Annotated in this window: 21 protein-coding genes; 11 read left to right on the top strand and 10 right to left on the bottom strand. The window is 65.3% G+C overall.

From position 1 onward, the window contains the following. Positions 1-125, bottom strand: a 125-nt coding sequence (locus tag AB0P21_RS41365) for a hypothetical protein (protein ID WP_363705083.1), incomplete at its 3' end; no start/stop codon positions are given. Between the two features lie 966 nt (positions 126-1,091). Between AB0P21_RS41365 and AB0P21_RS41360 the strand changes: the two genes are divergently transcribed. Continuing rightward, positions 1,092-1,751, top strand: coding sequence for a hypothetical protein (locus AB0P21_RS41360; RefSeq protein ID WP_363705076.1), 660 nt, complete (start codon positions 1,092-1,094; stop codon positions 1,749-1,751). A 45-nt stretch (positions 1,752-1,796) separates the two neighbouring features. Then, positions 1,797-2,036 (top strand): hypothetical protein, encoded by a 240-nt coding sequence (locus tag AB0P21_RS41355; RefSeq protein ID WP_363705074.1) that lies wholly within the window; start codon positions 1,797-1,799, stop codon positions 2,034-2,036. 25 nt (positions 2,037-2,061) lie between these two features. Here AB0P21_RS41355 and AB0P21_RS41350 read toward each other — a convergent pair whose 3' ends face one another. Then, the gene (locus tag AB0P21_RS41350) at positions 2,062-2,889 is read right to left on the bottom strand and encodes a sigma-70 family RNA polymerase sigma factor (protein ID WP_363705072.1); all 828 of its coding nucleotides are present in this window, start codon (positions 2,887-2,889) and stop codon (positions 2,062-2,064) included. A gap of 225 nt (positions 2,890-3,114) precedes the next feature. Here AB0P21_RS41350 and AB0P21_RS41345 point away from each other — a divergent pair, with 225 nt between their 5' ends. From AB0P21_RS41345 to AB0P21_RS41320, 6 genes are all read left to right on the top strand, one after another. Continuing rightward, positions 3,115-4,203, top strand: coding sequence for a spore photoproduct lyase family protein (locus tag AB0P21_RS41345; RefSeq protein WP_363705070.1), 1,089 nt, complete (start codon positions 3,115-3,117; stop codon positions 4,201-4,203). Between the two features lie 394 nt (positions 4,204-4,597). Further along, positions 4,598-5,620: a polyprenyl synthetase family protein gene (locus AB0P21_RS41340; RefSeq protein ID WP_363705068.1), complete on the top strand. Its 1,023-nt coding sequence runs from the start codon at positions 4,598-4,600 to the stop codon at positions 5,618-5,620. 30 nt (positions 5,621-5,650) lie between these two features. Next, on the top strand, positions 5,651-7,174 hold the full coding sequence (gene crtI, locus AB0P21_RS41335; protein WP_363705066.1) for a phytoene desaturase family protein: 1,524 nt from the start codon (positions 5,651-5,653) through the stop codon (positions 7,172-7,174). Further along, positions 7,171-8,139, top strand: coding sequence for a phytoene/squalene synthase family protein (locus AB0P21_RS41330; protein WP_363705063.1), 969 nt, complete (start codon positions 7,171-7,173; stop codon positions 8,137-8,139). The genes crtI (AB0P21_RS41335) and AB0P21_RS41330 overlap by 4 nt, the downstream gene beginning before the upstream one ends. Positions 8,140-8,161: 22 nt before the next feature. After that, complete coding sequence (locus AB0P21_RS41325; protein WP_363705061.1) at positions 8,162-8,398, top strand: hypothetical protein; 237 nt, start codon at positions 8,162-8,164, stop codon at positions 8,396-8,398. Positions 8,399-8,404: 6 nt separating this feature from the next. After that, positions 8,405-9,112, top strand: coding sequence for a CDP-alcohol phosphatidyltransferase family protein (locus tag AB0P21_RS41320; protein WP_363705059.1), 708 nt, complete (start codon positions 8,405-8,407; stop codon positions 9,110-9,112). A 7-nt stretch (positions 9,113-9,119) separates the two neighbouring features. On the opposite strand, the gene crtI (AB0P21_RS41315) is transcribed toward AB0P21_RS41320, so the two are convergent. From crtI (AB0P21_RS41315) to AB0P21_RS41295, 5 genes are read right to left on the bottom strand one after another with little or no spacing between them, the layout of a single operon-like run. Beyond that, complete coding sequence (gene crtI, locus AB0P21_RS41315) at positions 9,120-10,607, bottom strand: phytoene desaturase family protein (protein WP_363705057.1); 1,488 nt, start codon at positions 10,605-10,607, stop codon at positions 9,120-9,122. After that, the gene (locus tag AB0P21_RS41310) at positions 10,604-11,725 is read right to left on the bottom strand and encodes a glycosyltransferase family 2 protein (RefSeq protein ID WP_363705055.1); all 1,122 of its coding nucleotides are present in this window, start codon (positions 11,723-11,725) and stop codon (positions 10,604-10,606) included. The genes crtI (AB0P21_RS41315) and AB0P21_RS41310 overlap by 4 nt, the downstream gene beginning before the upstream one ends. Further along, positions 11,722-12,486 (bottom strand): carotenoid biosynthesis protein, encoded by a 765-nt coding sequence (locus AB0P21_RS41305; RefSeq protein ID WP_363705053.1) that lies wholly within the window; start codon positions 12,484-12,486, stop codon positions 11,722-11,724. The genes AB0P21_RS41310 and AB0P21_RS41305 overlap by 4 nt, the downstream gene beginning before the upstream one ends. A gap of 47 nt (positions 12,487-12,533) precedes the next feature. Then, complete coding sequence (locus AB0P21_RS41300; RefSeq protein ID WP_363705051.1) at positions 12,534-13,226, bottom strand: hypothetical protein; 693 nt, start codon at positions 13,224-13,226, stop codon at positions 12,534-12,536. Further along, complete coding sequence (locus AB0P21_RS41295) at positions 13,223-14,089, bottom strand: YihY/virulence factor BrkB family protein (protein WP_363705049.1); 867 nt, start codon at positions 14,087-14,089, stop codon at positions 13,223-13,225. Before AB0P21_RS41295 ends, AB0P21_RS41300 begins: the two co-directional genes overlap by 4 nt. Positions 14,090-14,122: 33 nt before the next feature. Between AB0P21_RS41295 and AB0P21_RS41290 the strand changes: the two genes are divergently transcribed. Both AB0P21_RS41290 and AB0P21_RS41285 read left to right on the top strand, forming a co-directional pair. Then, positions 14,123-14,479 (top strand): lycopene cyclase domain-containing protein, encoded by a 357-nt coding sequence (locus AB0P21_RS41290; protein WP_363705047.1) that lies wholly within the window; start codon positions 14,123-14,125, stop codon positions 14,477-14,479. Further along, complete coding sequence (locus tag AB0P21_RS41285; RefSeq protein WP_363705045.1) at positions 14,476-14,832, top strand: lycopene cyclase domain-containing protein; 357 nt, start codon at positions 14,476-14,478, stop codon at positions 14,830-14,832. Before AB0P21_RS41290 ends, AB0P21_RS41285 begins: the two co-directional genes overlap by 4 nt. Before the next feature lie 83 nt (positions 14,833-14,915). Here the strand turns inward: AB0P21_RS41285 and AB0P21_RS41280 are convergent, their stop codons facing one another. Beyond that, complete coding sequence (locus AB0P21_RS41280) at positions 14,916-15,122, bottom strand: hypothetical protein (RefSeq protein ID WP_363705043.1); 207 nt, start codon at positions 15,120-15,122, stop codon at positions 14,916-14,918. A 160-nt stretch (positions 15,123-15,282) separates the two neighbouring features. Between AB0P21_RS41280 and AB0P21_RS41275 the strand changes: the two genes are divergently transcribed. Next, on the top strand, positions 15,283-15,840 hold the full coding sequence (locus AB0P21_RS41275; protein ID WP_363705041.1) for a hemerythrin domain-containing protein: 558 nt from the start codon (positions 15,283-15,285) through the stop codon (positions 15,838-15,840). 605 nt (positions 15,841-16,445) lie between these two features. Here the strand turns inward: AB0P21_RS41275 and AB0P21_RS41270 are convergent. Continuing rightward, positions 16,446-17,069: a DUF3618 domain-containing protein gene (locus tag AB0P21_RS41270; RefSeq protein ID WP_363705039.1), complete on the bottom strand. Its 624-nt coding sequence runs from the start codon at positions 17,067-17,069 to the stop codon at positions 16,446-16,448. After that, positions 17,045-17,473, bottom strand: a complete 429-nt coding sequence (locus AB0P21_RS41265; protein WP_363705037.1) for a phage holin family protein — start codon at positions 17,471-17,473, stop codon at positions 17,045-17,047. Before AB0P21_RS41265 ends, AB0P21_RS41270 begins: the two co-directional genes overlap by 25 nt.

Below are 17,473 nucleotides of genomic sequence, written 5' to 3'. Positions count from 1 at the left end.
GATCCGTCGTCATTGATGAGAGCCAGGTCAACTTGTTGAGCAACCTCCGAGAACAGCGCGAAGTTCGTACCGGAGCCGTCGTACGTGGCTCCGAGAGGATAGGCGTGACCGGGTGACTTCTGCATCTGCCACCGGTAGCCACCGACTCTCCAGTCAAACAACCCTTACCTGCGTCGCAACACCTCGACAAGGCGAACCGCCGCGGTGAGGCTTCCCCGCAACCATCGCCAAGAGAACAAGCGCAACCACGACCACCACAGTCACCACAACGACCACCAGACCTAGACGCGCCACGTCATCCTCCCGCCAACCGCACGCAACGATTTCAGCCCCCGGACAAAGGAGCACCACCTCTGATGGACGAGCGGTACCCCGCCCATGACGCCGTACTCCCTCCATCGGAGAGGTCTCTCGGACTGCTTTGCAGGCGGCTACTATCCGGCGAACAGGCTGGGGCAACTCGGTCAGCCTGGCAGTGGCGCAATCACCGCCGGCGTCACCGAAGTGTCATCGCCCTGGATCGAATGTCCAGAAAACACCGACCTGGATCTTCAGCGCCATTGCTCTGGCGGCGGTGACCGGCGCGCTGCTGACCAGAAGAATGTCGTCACGGCTCGCCCTCGGCCTCGTCGTGGCCCGCAGGGCCTTACTCCACGACGTCATGATGACCTGCACACTGTCTGCGCACGTTTGAGGTCGGCGCGTAGTGGTCACAGAGCGGTCAAGATCCTCCTTGGGTCCCGGCCGGGACAGGTTGATCCAGGTCTCTGGCGTTCGGCCCGTGTGCGCCAGAGACCGACCCCAATGCGTAGCATCCAGTTCGCTCGGCCCTTACCTCAATTCGACGGAGCCGGTTGACGAGGATTTGCCTGGGTACCGAACTGACGAACGGAACTCAGGATCGCCCCAGCCCCCGGCGACTGCAACATCGCGAACGGTGCAGATCACATGCTGCGCGGGCCGGGGCCCAGACACTGCCACGGACCAGTAGCCCGGGCCGCCACCATCGGCCGGCGTAGTAGGAGCCCCACGCAGTCGCCACGGCTGCAGCACGAGGTTCTAGATCCGAATCGGTCCGAGACGGAACTCCGATGTATCGAACTGCTTGGAACAGCGCTGCCATCTTGTTCAGCATTCTCGGCTGGGCAGCAGCGTTGCTCAGCTTGTCCGCAAGCCCTCTGGTGGCATTCGTGGTGATGGCGGCTGTGGTCGGCATCGCCGCGGCCGGCACTGTTCCCGACTACAACAGGCCCAACAGTCAGGTTCCACTGAGCCGTTACGCGACGTGGGGGCTCAGAGCGGCAGTCGGATCGGTGGCGGCGATCGGAATGATCGAAGTCGCTGGCTCCGATGGCCTGATCTTGACGACATTGGTCGCCGCCTCATCGCCCCCGATCATGCGTCGCATTCAGGACCGGTCGCCCGCCCGTCCCGTCCTGCAACTGCCTCACAGTCCGGAGCCGATGTCTCCTTTGCCTGCGCCGGTCATTGTGTGGCCTTCACCAGACTCCTTGACCGATGCGGAACTGTGCCGAAGCTGGCGCCTCAGCTACGCAGTACTGGAGCACACCCATTCTGTTGCCGATCGCATCCATCTCATCGAGATCCGGGCTGCCTACCTTGATGCCCTACAACATCGGGACCCGGAGAGCTTCGCCCGCTGGTTGTCCAGCGGTGCCCGCGCCGCCGGAGACCCGGCCCGCTATCTCAACAACCCGGCATCCCGAAAGGACATCGCCTCCGATGACTGAAGCTCGTAAATCCGACCACCACGTAGCCCTCGAGGAAGGTCCTTCATGAGCCACCGTGCCGACCAGTTCGCCATCGCCTTGCACCAGCTCGACCAGACAGGAGACGAACAGCCGATTGCCGGACTGTTCGCCGACGGTGCCGAGCTGAGCAGACCCGAACTCCCGGCCGACGCCGCAGAAGCGCCGGCACCTTTCTGGTCGACCTACGCCGATCAAATCATCCGATTCGTGACGTACTACGACACCGCTGCCTTCACCTCACCTTCAGGAGCCACCAACAACTAACTCGCAAATGCAAGCGTAGGTCCTTCTACGCGGCAACCGTCGTGATGCCCAGCTGGGTGCGGAGCCGGCCGAGGATCGCTTTCAAATTCCTGGAGACCTGCATCTGGCTACACCCGATGTCCTCGCCGATCTGGCTCTGGGATCTGGCCTCGACGAACCGGAGATGGAGGATCCGCCGGGACCGGTCGTCCAGGTCATTCAGCAGCGAAAGCAGTTGATCGAGGCCCTCGATCTCCACCATCGTTCCGTCGTCCTGGGCCGGTATTGCGTCAGCCAGCGTGACACCGTCGTCGGCACTGCCGTTGGTCCAGTCCAGCGACAACACAGTGAAGCAACCCGTCGCAGCTCGAGCCTGTTCGATCTCGACGACCGTGACGCCGAGATACTCGGCGACTTCGGTCGAAGTGGGCGGTCTGCCCAACTGCTGCTCCAGCGAAGGAACCTTGGCGGTCATCACTCCTTGAAGATCCTGCAGCCGGCGAGGGATCCGCACGGTCCACGCCAGGTCGCGGAAATACCGCTTGACCTCGCCGCGGATCGTTGGAACGGCGTACCCGATGAACGGGGTACCGGATTCCAGCCGGTAGCCGTTGGCCGCCTTGACGAGTGCCATGCAAGCAACCTGTTCCAGGTCATCGGCTTCAGGTCCGCGGTTGTGGTAACGCCGTGCGATCCCACGAGCAATTTCGATGTTCAGCTCGACAACGTCCGCAAGGAGCCGCTGCCGCTCGGCAACGTCGCCAGTGAGCGCTCGACGCTTCAGCAAGACCTGGGTGGCAGCCTCGCGCTGCGCCCGCTGCTGCGGCGTGAAGCAGCGGGTCGGTACTGTTTCGATACTAATACTTGTGTCCATGGTTGACCTCGCGACATGTGTCACGGCGCGGCCAGGGGCTGGACCACGGTCAGGTACTACGGCTGCCCGGTGCCCCGCGTTGCCCTTTTTGATGCATGTTCCTGCTGAACTTGTGCATCGCAGGATCTCTCCTGTGCCTGACTCGTTTCCCGCCGATCAGCGCGGGTATCGGGCGCTGATGCGGCCGGCGGCATCCCACCGCCTGCGCAAGCGTCGTACCAATCAATGGAGCCTGTCGTGTCATCTCGTCGCCCAAAACTCTGGATTCCCAGGCACATACTCGTGACACGATCGGCCGCAGAGCACCCACACACCCGCGAAGTACTCGCTCGTGCCGAACGCGCCGGCGTCACCGACATCACGATTCTGCGCTCGGACCGCATCAGCGGGCTCAGCGGAGGCGACGAGCGCACCGCGTACAACCGCGCCAAAGCGACACTCGCCGTAGTGGTCAGCCCGCCATCGGCCCGTAAGCTCCAGCCGATCGCGCCCAGCGCCGACTGGCGGATCGATCTGGCGCGTGGCTGCCCCGCTCATTGCCAGTACTGCTACCTGGCCGGTTCACTGAGCGGCCCTCCCATCACCCGCGTGTACGCCGATCTCGACGAGATCCTCGCCGGCATGGACGCCTACGTCGGGCGCGGCACCGTCACTTCCGCCGATGCTGCCCGCAGCGGCGAAGGGACGACATTCGAGGCGTCCTGCTACACCGACCCGCTCGGTATCGAGCTGGTGACCGGCAGTCTCGCCGCGGCGATCACCTATGCCGGCACGCATGACTTCGCTGGGCCGATCCAGCTCCGGGCAACGACCAAGTTCGGCCTCGTCGACGGCCTGGTCGATCTTCCTCACAACGGCCGCACCCGCATCCGCGCATCTGTGAACGCCGACGGCGTCGCGGGCCGTTTCGAAGGCGGCGCCGACTCAGTGCCGCACCGTCTGGCCGGACTCGGCACACTGGCCCGCGCCGGCTATCCGGTTGGCCTGACGATTGCCCCGATCATGCCGATCGATGGCTGGCGCGAGCAGTACACCGCGCTGCTCGCTGCCGCCGCTGCGGCATTGCCCGCCGACACCGACCTCACCGTCGAGTGCATCACGCACCGCTTCACGCCGGGCAGCAAGGACGTACTGGAGTCCTGGTATCCAAACACCAAGCTGGAGATGGACCCTGAGCGTCGTAGCCGCAAGTTCGGCAAGTTCGGCGCGGTGAAGTACGTCTATCCCGCCACCGAGATGAAGGAACTGCGCAGCTGGTTCAACGAGGCAGTGGCTGACCATTTGCCGTCAGCACGCTTCCTCTACTGGACCTGACGATTCAGAACTTGTGCAGCTCTTGGTTTCCCTGTGATCAGGCGCGGGTACCGAGGCGTTGGAAGTCGTCACCGTTCAACGTGCGCTTCCGGTTGCCCCAGCCCCTGGCAGCAAGTCCATCAGACGACTGCGCCGGAGGTGCCTTGGATGTCGGCGATCGAACCCACCCTTAGCTGACTCGCGAAAGTTTGGCGACGCCTGCATCCGTCGACGCCTTCTGAGCAGAACAAGAGGTGGGCTCGTCAGTGCTCGATGGCAGAACAAACGTGGAGGGCATGTCGTGACGATCGTGAACGGAAGGTCCCGCGTCGAGATCAATTCGCCCCCCGATCTCACTGGGATCAGATCCATCCCGAACGGGTGGCTGGAGACTCAAGTCACCGGCGTGAAAGGAATGGTCTCCACTTTCACAGCCCAGCGTTGCATCGAGCACTTCACCGCACCCGATACCGCAGTACTCGGTCGGGTACTCCGCGAGTTCGTAGCCGACGGCAAATATGTCCGCTCCACCTTCGCCTACCTGGGATGGCTCTGCGGTCAACCCGAGTCCGGCACTGCGGCGCAGGCGGTCGCCAGCTTGGAGTTGCTCCACGCGTTCGCTCTGATCCAGGACGACGTGATGGACGACTCGGCGACCCGAAGGGGTCGTCCGACCGTCCACAGACAGCTGGCCGATTGGCACACCCGAAACCACACCGGCCAAGGCGCTCAACGATTCGGGCGCTCGGCAGCAATCCTGCTCAGCGACTTGTGCCTGCTCTGGGCCGATCGAATGTTGCGCGAGGCAGACCTGACGACCGCTGAGCTGGATCGCGCTTGGCCGGTGTACGACCTGATGCGCAGCGAACTGGCGGTCGGCCAGTTCAGTGATCTCCTCAACGACACCGCAACGGCACCAAGCTTGGAAGCCGTCCTCGACATCGCGCGCCGAAAGTCCGGGAACTACACAGTCCGGCGCCCACTGGAACTCGGTGCGGCGATGGCCGGCTGCACCAGGGAACACACAGTCGCGCTACAGCGTTACGGTGCGCTGATCGGCGAAGCGTTCCAGTTGCGCGACGACCAGCTGGGCGTGCTCGGTGACCCGTGCACAACCGGCAAACCCTTGGGTGACGATCTGCGGCAGGGCAAAGCGACCAGTGTGACCGTAATAGCCCGCGAGATGGCCACTCCCCATCAGCGCAACCAGATGAAGACGCTGACCGCGGCTCTGCCACGGTCGGCGGACGACGACCCGGAATGGGTCTGCTCCTGGCAGAAGTTGATCGTCGCCACTGGCGCACACAGCCGGGTCGAGCAGCTGATAGACCAACGTGTCGTCGCTGCATCCCATCTGTTGAAGGTGGCGCGGCTTCCGGCTCTGCCTCTTCAAGGCCTGATGCTGCTGGCCGAGAAGTGCTCACGCAGGGACCACTGATCAGATGACCAAGCTCAAGGGATCGCACTGATGCGGACAGTCGCCGGCCGCACGGACCGGGTCGTTGTCGTCGGTGCCGGGTTCGCCGGCCTGAGCGCGGCGTTGCATCTGGCCGGCCGCGGCCGTCAGGTGACCGTCTTGGAGCGCGAACAGGTTCCTGGCGGTCGCGCCGGCCGATTCGACCTCGATGGCTATCACCTCGATACCGGACCGAGCGTGCTGACAATGCCCGACATCATTGACGACACACTCGCCGCCGTCGGTGCCACCTTGGCTGATCACGTACAGCTGACCGAGTTGGACCCGGCCTACCTGGCCAGGTTCGCCGACGGGGCCAGTCTGGCCGTACACCGCGACCCCGAGCAGATGACACAAGCCGTCCGCGACTTCGCCGGTGCTGACGCCGCAGCCGGGTACCAGCGGCTGCGAACCTGGTTGGAAACGATGCACCGCGTCGAGTTCGATCGCTTCGTCGCGTCGAACTTCGACTCGCCGTTGTCGATGCTTTCACCTCAGCTGGCTCGCCTGATCACGTTGCGTGGCTTCGGCCGCCTCGACCCGGTGATCGGCAGATTCATCAGCGATGAGCGACTGCGAAGAGTCTTCACCTTCCAATCCCTGTACGTCGGACAGGCACCCCAGCAGGCGCTGGCGCTGTATGCGGTGATCACCTACATGGACACCGTGGCCGGCGTCTACTTTCCTCAAGGTGGCATTCGCGCCATCCCTGACGCGCTGGCTGCTGCGGCGACCAAAGCGGGCGTCGAGTTCCGTTACGGGACAACGGTGGACGAGCTCGAACGTACTGGGCAGCGTGTCCACGCCGTGCGTACCAGCGACGGGGATCGCTACGCCTGTGACGCAGTTGTACTGACTACCGAACTGCCGGTCAGCTACCGGCTTCTCGGCGGCGCGCCACGGCGACTGGTGCCCCTACGGGCAGCCCCATCAGCAGTCGTGCTGCACGCTGGTTCCGACCACACCTGGCCGCAGCTCGCGCATCACACCATCTCTTTCGGCGCCGCTTGGCGCTCCACCTTCACCGAACTGATCGACCACGGATCCCTGATGCAGGATCCGTCACTGCTGATCACTCGGCCCAGCAGCACCGACCCACAACTCGCCCCACCAGGCCACGACGTGATCTCCATCCTCGCCCCGGTCCCCAACCTGGCCACAGGACCCCGCGACTGGGATCGCGACGGACCTCAGTACGCCGAGCAGCTCATCGACCTCGTCGAGCAGCGAATCGCCCCCGGTCTGAGTGCCAGCCTGACAGCTACCAAGCTGTTCACGCCCGCGGACTGGGCCCGCCAGGACATGACAGCCGGTAGTCCGTTCGCCTGGTCGCATTCGTTCGCCCAAACGGGGCCGTTCCGGCCGGGAAACTTCCCACGGCGCTCCGACAACGTCGTCCTGGCCGGCGGTGGCACAGTGCCCGGCGTCGGCGTCCCGACCGCGCTGATCTCCGGACGACTGGCAGCGGACCGCATCACCGGCCTTCCCACCACCCGTCCTGTTCGATCCCGGCCCACTGTTGGAGATCCGCCATGACCGATTCAGAGCTCGATGCAGCCGGCATCACCGAACCGCATCTGCGAGACGCCTATGTCCGATGCCGCCAACTGAACGCCGAACACGGTCGCACCTACTTTCTGGCGACCCGGATGCTGACCCCAGCGCAGCGCCCCGCGGTCCACGCCCTGTACGGCTTCGCCCGATTCGCCGACGACATCGTCGACCTACCTCCTACCGGCGCCACCACGAGCGACATCGAGACCGCTCTCGGCGAGGTCACCGATGCCCTGTTCAGTGGACTTCGTACCGGACAGAGCCGAGATCCGATTCTCGCCGCCGTGATCGACACCGCTCACCGCTACACGATCACGAACGACCTGTTCAACGACTTCCTCGCCTCGATGCGCATGGACCTGTTCACTACCAGCTACCCCGACCGGGCAGCGCTGGAGATCTACACCCGTGGCTCGGCCGAGGTGATCGGGTTGCAGGTCCTGCCGGTCCTCGGGACAGTCTCCAGCCGCGCCGAGGCAGCGCCCGCGGCCGCGGCGCTGGGATTGGCCTTCCAGCTCACCAACTTCCTGCGCGACGTCGCTGAGGACTTCGAGCGTGGCCGCGTCTACCTACCGGCCGACGAGCTGGACTCCTACGACGTCGACAGCGAGTTGCTGGGCTGGTGTGTCTCGCACCGACGCACCGAACCCCGCGTCACCCGGGCCCTGACAGACCAGATCGCCACCACCCGGCAGATCTACCGTCGAGCCGAACGCGGGATCGCGATGCTGTCGCCCATCTCACGCCCCTGCGTCCGGGCCGCTTTCGTGTTGTACTCGGAAATCCTCAACCGGATCGAGGCCGCCGACTACGACGTGTTCTCCCGCCGGGCAACTGTCGGCCGGCGCCGCAAAGCGACCGTCGCAGCCGCTGCCTACGCTCAGGCTTTGTGGTCTCGTCGCCCCGCATCGAGGTGGGCCATGGCGCCGGTGAACCATGAGGTCTGATCGGAGCAGGACCATCGCGGCAGTGATCACGCTCATGTTCGCGCTGATGGTCACGACATCTTCGCTCGCTTTCGCAGCAGATCCGAGTCCGACTCTGGGATCGACCAACAGTCCCGCCGCGAACCCGCCTGGATCCGCCGACGGCGACAGGGACGACTGGTCAGGCATGAAGTGGCTACCTTTCGGCCTTCTGATCCCGATTGTCGTTGCCGGGGGCGTCATCATGGCAAAGCGCGGCGACCGGCGCCGCAACGATTGACGGCCTGTGACGACGTCCGACTTACCTGACGAGCTCGAGGATGCCCACGCCCAGTGGTCACGGCGCCACGGTGGCCTGAACCCCCACGGATCGATATGGGTCTCGGGCTGGGTATCCCTGATCGACGCCTGCGCGAAACCCCTTGCATTGCGCAGAATCAGCCCCAATGCGGTCACGATTTTCGGGACAGCTGTCACGGCAGCTGTGCCACTGCTGGCATGGGCAGGGTCCGCATGGCTGTTGATCGCAGTACCCGTTGTAGTGGCTGCAGCAGTGCTCGATGGCGTCGACGGCGCTGTCGCATCACGGACCGGTACGACGTCACGCTGGGGTCAGGTGTTCGACTCGCTGGCCGACCGGATCTCCGATCTGCTGCTCGTACTCACCTTGGTTGTGCTCGGCGCCCCGCTGTGGCTAGGCGCAGCGCTTGGTGGCGTGATGCTCCTGCACGAATCGCTGCGAGCAACCGCGCAGGCCGCGGGCTTGGAAGGACCGGGCGCCGTGACCATTGCAGAACGCCCTACCCGGGTGATCGTGGCGGCATTCGCGCTCTTCCTCTGTGGTGTCGAGTGGACGGCACGCAAAGCAGGTGCTGACCTACTCCCCCAGCTCGACGGCGGTGTCATCGCCATCGGTGCGACCAGTGTCGGTCTGACGATCGCTCTGATCGGGCTTGGTCACCTGTTGCTGGCTGTACGACGTCGCCTGGCATGAGGGTGCGTTACGCCGGTCCGATGATGCCGGCCACGATCCGGGCCGAGAGCGTCACCAGCGGCAGCCCACCTCCAGGGTGAGCTGAGCCGCCGACCAGATAGAGACCAGAGATCGGTGAACGGTTGGCCGGACGCCGGAAAGCCGCGCTGGCTCCGTTCGACGACGTCCCGTAGATGGAGCCACCAGGAGTGAGCGTGCGCCGAGCCAGGTCTGCCGGTGTGAGCACTGTGCGATGCCGCACCCGACTTCGGACATCGAGGCCGCGCGACGCCATCACCGAAAGCACCCGGTCGGCGTAGTCGTCAGCGACCCCAGGAGAATCCCAGTCGACGCCCCGGACGGGGTCGTGGCGCGGAGCATTGACCAGCACGAACCAAGCGCTCGCACCGGAGGACGGAACAGTTGCCGGATCGTCAGGAGCCGAGATGTACACGGTGGGGCGTTCGACCGGTCGAGCCCGGCTGGCGTGACCGAACACAGAGTCGAACTCGGCGTCATAGTCTTCCGCGAACAGCACCTGATGATGCGGCTGGTCGGCAGGGGCATGGTCGAGTGCCAGCAACAGCACGAAGCCCGACAGTGACGGCGTCGTACGGCGGATACGTGCGGCCGCTCGCCTTGCGCGCTGCCCAGAAACAAGACGGCCGTAGACCTGGGCGGCATCGACATTGGCGACCACGACATCGGCCTCGACAACGCTTCCGTCCGCCAGTCGTACGCCGTCGGCACGGCCGCCCCGCACGCAGATCTCGATCACCTCAGTGCCAGTCCGCACTTGCGCGCCATGCAACCGGGCGCGCTCTGCCAACGCCTCGGCGATGCGGTACAGCCCGCCTGGGACGTACCAGGATCCGAAGGCCTGCTCGGCGTACGGCACGGCAGCCAAAGCGGCTGGTGCACGGCGAGGATCGGAACCGGTATAGGTCGCATAGCGGTCAAGCAACATCCGTAGACGTGGATCCTCGAGGTACGCCGAGCCAAGCCCGCGCAAGCTGCGCCACGGCGCGACCGTGCCGACGTGGTCGAGACGACGGGACAGCCGAATCATGTCCTTCAGCGTGACCGGGGACTCCAGGAACGGCTCGCGAGTGATGTCCCAGATCCGTTGCGCTCGTTGCATGAAGCCGGTCCACTGTGCCCCGCGACCAGCCCCCAGAGCAGCGTCCAGAGCCGCCGGGATGGCGGTGGCCTCGCCAGGGAGATCGAGGACCGTGCCGTCAGGGAAGCGGTAGCGACAGGCGACATCGAGGCGCTGCAGCGTGAGTACCTCGGCCAGAGGCGGTCCGGTGTCGGCGAACAGCTCGGTGATCAGGTGCGGCATGGTCAGCAGCGATGGCCCGGTGTCGAAGACGAACCCGTCCCGTCGCAGGATGCCTAGCTTGCCGCCGATTTCATCGGACTGCTCGAGGACCACCACCTGATGCCCTGACGCGCTCAGGCGCGCTGCGGTGGCAAGCCCGCCGACACCGGCCCCCACGATGACGGCCCGACTCACCGACGCACCTCGACCGATCGGCCTTTCCACCGCAAGGTTCCACGTCGCCGGGCGATGACCGAGTCGGCGGTGAGCGCGGAGAACACCGCCACCGAAATCGGATGTGCCCACGCATCGGGGTACGCCCGGGCACCGGTACGGCGTGCGACCAGTACCCGCGTAGCCACGCCGGCGAGGTAACCAGCCAGGCCCATCCGGGATCCCCGGAGCGCTGCCAGCGCAGGAACGACGTGCGAGAGCAGCATCAGCAACGTCACTGCCGCGGCACCGAGCGGGGATCCGAAGGCAGCCCAAAGCGATTTGGTGTAGCCGGCCCTCAAATCGGTCCACCCGTCGTACATCCGGCAGGAGGCGATACGGCTGCCCTCGGCGACCACTCCACGCCCACCCGCACGCTTCAGCGCCCGCAGCAGGCCGATGTCCTCGAGTACCTCGGCCCGCACTGCCGCGTGGCCACCAGCACGCCGGTAAGCGGCGGCATCAACGGCGAGCAACTGACCGTTCGCGGCAGTCAACGACGGCCGTGCTGACCGCTCGGCTATACCCAACGGCAGCGTGCTCATCCAGGACCACTGAAGCAGCGGCTGCACCAGGCGCTCTGCGGCGCCGTTCGCCTCCTGGCGCGGGTAGGGACAGACGAGGTCGAGGCCCGACGAACGCAACAAGTCCACCGTCGCGGTCAACGCGCTGACCGCGAGGTTCACATCGGCGTCGACGAAGATCAGCACCGATGCATCCCCCGCAGCGTCAGCCAGCTGCTGGCAGGCCCACGGCTTCCCCAGCCAGCCCGACGGCGTCCGGACCCCCGAGACGACCTCGACCAGATGTCCGAGATCGCGCAGCACCTCAGCTGTACCGTCGCTGGACTCATCGTCAAGCACAATCACCCGTGCATTCCCAGGCCAGTGTGCGGCGGCCGCGGTCAGCTCGCGCACACATCCTTCGACCCGGTCGACCTCGTCCCGTACGGGCAGCAGCACGGCGATGTCTTCCGGCATTGGCGACGCAGCGGGAGTTGCAACCCGCAGCCGGCGCAGGTTGTCGATAGTCAGTCCCAGCGAGCAGACAGCGAGCGCGGTACCGGCACGGACCGTCCAGCGACCTACGGACGTACTCACCACTTGCCGATCCAATGACTGGACCGCACATCGCGAACAACCAACGCAGCCAACGGAAACGCCACGAGCCCCATCACCACACCGCCCGCCAAAGCGACCGGAGGGCGCCCGAAGAACAGCGCATGCGCAAGCACCGACGAACCATAGGTCCACAGATAGACCGCGACCGGCACAGCATCACGCCTCAGCTCCACCGGAGCTGCCACCAACCGGTCAAGCGCTCCGCAGATGACGAACGATACGAGCAGCCACCCTGCGAAATTCGTCAACGGGATGCCCTCAACCCCAGGGAGCGCGGGACGCGGTTCGTCCCACACCCAATGGCCCGCATCGACCATCTGCGGGTCGAGAAACACATCCCACGCGGTGAGCGCCCACGCCGCGACCAAGGACCTCACCAAAGTCCCGCGGCCCGGAACCAGCAACCGGGACACGATCAGCGCGGGCCACGCGATCATCACCCATGCCATCGGCACCAGAATCGGCACGTCAAGCAGCTCGAAGCCGAGTGTGCCGGTGTAGTGGTAGCCACCAAATGGCACGCCGGTGTTGACACCTACGGTCTCCACGAGAAGCCCGCCGCCACCAGCCACGAGCAGGAGAACCAGTGCGGCACGCACCCCCCGTGTGGCCACGGCATGAACGAGCGCGGCAGTCGAAAGCAGCAGCACGCTGGCGACAGTCAACACATAGGTGCCACCGTCGGTGAAGGGGAAGATCATCTGCACCAGCACCGCAACCGCTGCCAGCGTCCCTGCCACCCAAGACGTCGCCCTGCTACGCGGAGTGCGGGTCTCCACCGAGCTGTTCACGGCATCCGCCCACGATAAGTGCCCTCGACCTCGTGCACTGCGAAGCGGGCGAACAGTTCCTCGGCGTACCACCGGGCCGGTTCGGTCTGCTGAACAGCAGCTCGATGAGCAGCATCGCGGTAGGCGAAATCGATCAGGTGTTGTCCCGACTCCCAGAGCGAGAAGGTGCCCTGCAGACCTACCGGCGCCTCGCCGATCCCCACTGCGAGCCGCAGACCGGGCGCCGTGCTGAGAGCGGTCACAACCGGCGGCACTGCCCGCCAGAACGACAGCGCTCGAGCCGGCCGCAGCCGAGCCCTCGTGATCGCAGCTACCGGACCACAATGACCGACTTGATCGGAGGCCTGGAACGGCTGCGCGCCCGCCCACTGGCCCCGGGCCGACAGCGGCGTCATCCGTACCCGTAGATGCTCCTCCGACGCCGCCTCCCAACTGCGCACCAAGCGGCCACCGCCGAATTCATCAGCAGATTCGTCACCGTCCCACACGGACAGCAAGGCCCAGTGGTGCAGGTCTGCATCGCGTGGCGTGAAGGTGCGGCCCGAACCGGTGCCCAGTAGTTTCGCAAAACGCAGGCCAGGCGTCGCGCGCAGCCCGAAACGCCCGCTGGCCATACGTAGTAGGGCCGGGCCGACCTTCGCGACCCGCCACATCCGCAGCTCAACAAAGTTGCCGTCCAGGCCGCTCACGCCGTCCCACCAGCGGGCTCCGACGACCAGCCTTGCACCTGGTTCTCAAGCGCCTGAGTGACTGCCCATCCCAGCAATACGAACACGTGTAGGGCATAGAGCCAGAATCCGAGAGCAGCCACAGCGCCAACCGCACCCAGACCACCGAACGGAACTCCGACGTCGATCGGAATCGCGAGGAAGAGCTGGAAGCCATGCAGGAGGCCGGCCAAACACGAACCGGTGGCCAGCGCGCCGGCTACCGCGACGGTCCAGCGGGGTTTGCCGGGAGCGACCGCCCGAAAAGTCCATGTGAGCAAGATGCTCAACGCCAGCCAGACAACTGCGAAACCAGCGATGATCCGGACCAACTGGTCGCCGAGTCCGCCCCCACCGCCCTCGGGCGAGAGCGGTTCCAGCAAATCACCGACCGCCAGGATCGCCCAGACGAGCGGCGGCCATACCGCCAGCAGCGCCATCACCAATAGTCGGCCGCGCCATCCAGTGAACCGATCGGGGGTCGGCCGCAGAGCCAGACAGGCCCGCCGGATGCCCTCGCCGTAGAACGATGCGGGGAGCAACAAGATCAGGGCGCCGACGAGCCCGAGATGGGTTCCCGCATGTACCAGCACGTCGTACAACGGTCGGCCCCCCATGTCAGGAGGTACCAGTACCCGCAGGTCAAGCAGGCGACGCTCGGCAGCGTCGGTACTGCGAAACCAGGTAGTGCTCCAGAGAGCCAATAGCAGCCAAGGAACAACAGCCACAGCCGAGAAGTAGGTGAGTGTCGCCGCGGCGGCCGCCAGGTCGCGGCCCTTCAGAACCGCGCCGGTCCCCCTCGCCAGACTCCGGACCTCAGCACCTGACCGGTGAGCGATTGTCATCGCGATGTTGGAGGCATCGGCGAGGATGGCCCTATGCGCGAACTGACGTACGTAGCCATGCTGGCGTTCGTACTCGTGGCCACGCTGCCGCTGGAGTTGCTGTTACGCACCCGGGTGTACTCACGGCCACGCCGGTTCGGGCTCGTCCTGCTCTGCGCGGGGTTGCCCTTCGCGCTGTGGGACCTCATCGCAGTACGGGCCGGGCACTGGTGGTTCGACGAGTCACTCACTCTCGGGGTATCGCTCGCCGGCCTGCCGCTCGAGGAAATACTCTTCTTCGTCGTGGTCCCGCTGGCATCCGTCATGACATTGGAGGCCGTTCGCAGTGTGCGGGGCTGGGCGGTAGGCGACGAACCACGCCCCGCTGCTGATGAGAAGAACCAGAAATGACGCATACCGAGGCTTCGCTGCTCAGCATCGTCGTCACAGTCGTGCTGGACCTGTGGGTGCTACGGACCAGATTGCTCACCCGGCGCGTGTTCTGGGTCTCGTATCTCATCATTCTGTTCTTCCAGCTCCTCACGAACGAGTGGCTCACCTCCCGCGGCGTCTTCAACTACAACGACAATGCCATCCTCGGTTGGCGCATCGGTCACGCGCCAGTCGAAGACTTCTGGTTCGGCTTCAGTCTCGTCACCCAATCGATGATCTGGTGGGTGTGGTGGGGACGCCGCGGAGTACAGGCCGAGACTCCGCCGGGCCCGCGCCCGACACTCATGCGGCTCCTCAAGCGCCCACGCTGAAGTGCAGTGGCCCACTCCGACTCGCTCACTGCCTGACGACTGGTGCTGGCCAATACCCGCCCCAAACCAATCACGAACCCGACCTACAACCTGCCGTACGGCAAGCGATTCCGGGGAAGCAGCGTGATATTCGCCTGGGTTGCTTTCGCCTTCACAGCAACCTCAGGACGGCCGAGCCGCAAGCTGATCACGCACACCGAAAGGTTGTTCTCGGCGAGTCTTCTCAGCTGGGCGATCTCGGCGCCGGTCCACGGCTCGCCGGCATTGCAGATGGACTGTTGCACTGCCATCGATCTCACTTCTTTCCGTTCGGCACTCCATGCTCCAGTGCCCCATCGCCCGCATCCGAAAAGTCGGCTCGCGGACCGGCCCACCACGGTTTGGCATTCGGGTACCAGTAACTGAGAGTCACGCCGACCAAGGCGGGGACGCGGATGAAGGGGAAGTGGCATGACTGCCGATGTCGTCGATCTGATCATGCAGGACCACCGTGAGGTCGAGCGGCTGTTCGACGAACTGAAGGACAACCCCGAGAAGCGCAAGGGCCTGGTACCGGTGCTGACCACCCTGTTGTCGGCCCACAGCCGCGCCGAGGAGTCCGCCGTCTACCCCGCGGCCGCCGCTGAGGCCGACGAAGCCGACGAGGTCGCCCACAGCCAGGAGGAGCACGTCGAGGCGGACCAACTGCTGGCCAAGCTCGCCGCCACCGATCCGGACTCCAAGGACTTCAACAAGGTGCTTCAGAACCTCGTCGAGGCGGTCAGCCACCACGTCGAGGAAGAGGAGACCAACGTCCTGCCCGGCATCCGTGCCAACCTGAGTGAGAAGCGCCGCGTCGAGCTCGGCGAGGCCTTCGCAGCCAGCCGCAAGGAACACCTCGGCGATCAGCCGGACGACATCACCCGCGAAGAGCTCTTGCAGCAGGCCCGCAACGCCGATGTCTCCGGTGTCTCCTCACTCGGCAAGGACGACCTGCAGAAGAAACTCCGCGAAGAAGCCAGCGAGTAGCAGCACCCTCGCCGGGCCCACGTGTGAAATCTCCATGTTACGAGCGATCCCCGCGTTCAGCTCGCCCTGAACGCGGGGACTGACAGCTGAGGAAATGGAGGCATCGTGTTCTGCCGAAGACTTGCCACTCGCATCGGGGCCATCGCTGCCCTCCTGTTGATACTCGCGATCACCCCGCAGGCGTTCGCCACAGCTTCGTCCGCCACCCGGCCGGCCCTCCCTCACACATCGGCCTCTGTCGTGAGCGATACCCCCTCCCCCAGTCTTGGCTCAACACCACAACCGGATCGCCCGATCCCCGGTGATGGCGACGGTGACCCAAATGACTGGTCCGGGATTCCCTTGGTGATCGCTGCCGCGGGCACAGCCGTCATCGTTGTCGGAGGCGTAACGTTCCTGCTCTTCCGCGGCGGCCGGCTGACCTGGCGCCGCTCGGACGAGTCCGACCGGAGCTGACTGGCAGAAGCGGGTGCCGGACATCAGAACCTCGAACTGCTGGAAGCAGCAGATCGCACTCGGATGCCGGCACCCTCTGAGCTTTCTTGCCCGAAACTCACTCGGCTAGTCGACGTACATCGGCGGCAGTTCGCACCGCCGACTGCTCGTTAGCTGGAGGAGCCTGCCTGGCGGACATTGTCCGCTGAACTGTGCGCGCCGTCCGCAACCTGGTGAGCCGCCGAGCGGCCGTCGTCAGCCACGTCTGAAGCCGCTTGGGACGCAGAGTCCTTCACGCTGGCGACGGCTTCCTGAGCCGGCTCCAGAAGGTCGTCCTTCAGCTCTTGAGCCATGGCCGCAGCCTGCTCCTTCACCGGACCTGCGACCTTGTCCTTGGCCTCCTCCGCCAGCTCGCGCTCCTGAGTCGAAGCAGGCAACGCAGCAGCCACCATCCATCCAGCAGCGAAAGCGACCAGGCCGGCCGCCAGCGGCGTACCGCGAGTCCGTGACCGCGCCATACCCGGCGCGGAACCGACAGCCTCGCCGACCTTGCTACCAGCGTCATGCACTGACGACGCGGCCGAACCAGCCGTGTCGCTTACCGATCCACCCACCGAATCCGCCGTTCCCATCACACTCTCCTTCAACCGATGAACTCCGCCGCGAGCCCGCTCGACCCGGCGCCCGACAACACGACTCGGGCTGACCTTCTCCGTCAGGGCGTCGACGTCGCGACCGACCTTGAGCCGGCTCTGCTCGATGTTGCGCTTCAGCTCTTCCGGGTCTTCAGCCATTTCGCGTCCTCCTTGAGTGATTCGACCGTCTGGTCGGGTTTCGGGCTGACCTCTGCAAGCTCCTTGCGGCCCGACATCGCCAGTACTGAGGCAGCTATCGCCCAGAGGACGGTGACGATCAGCGCAGCCCAGATAAGGTCCATCGCCTCATCAAGGGCGTACATCACCGTCAGGGACAGGAAGAGAGCAACCATCCAGCCGGCCAAAGCCGCTCCCCCGAGCATGCCCGCACCCTTGCCTGCCTTCTTCGCCTCCGCCTGGAGCTCCGCCTTGGCCAGCGCCAACTCCTGGCGAGTCAGGTCTCCGAGATCGGTGGTCAGCTGAGAAACCAGCTCACCCACCGAGTCGTCCACCGACACGCGGTTCGCACCGCCGCCGGGTACCGCTGATCCGTCGAAGGTCAT

Origin of the sequence: Kribbella sp. NPDC056861, from assembly GCF_040687575.1 — a bacterium.
Lineage (GTDB): Bacteria > Actinomycetota > Actinomycetes > Propionibacteriales > Kribbellaceae > Kribbella.
The sequence above is the reverse complement of the archived record's forward strand: the minus strand, read 5'-3'. Positions and strand labels throughout refer to the sequence as shown.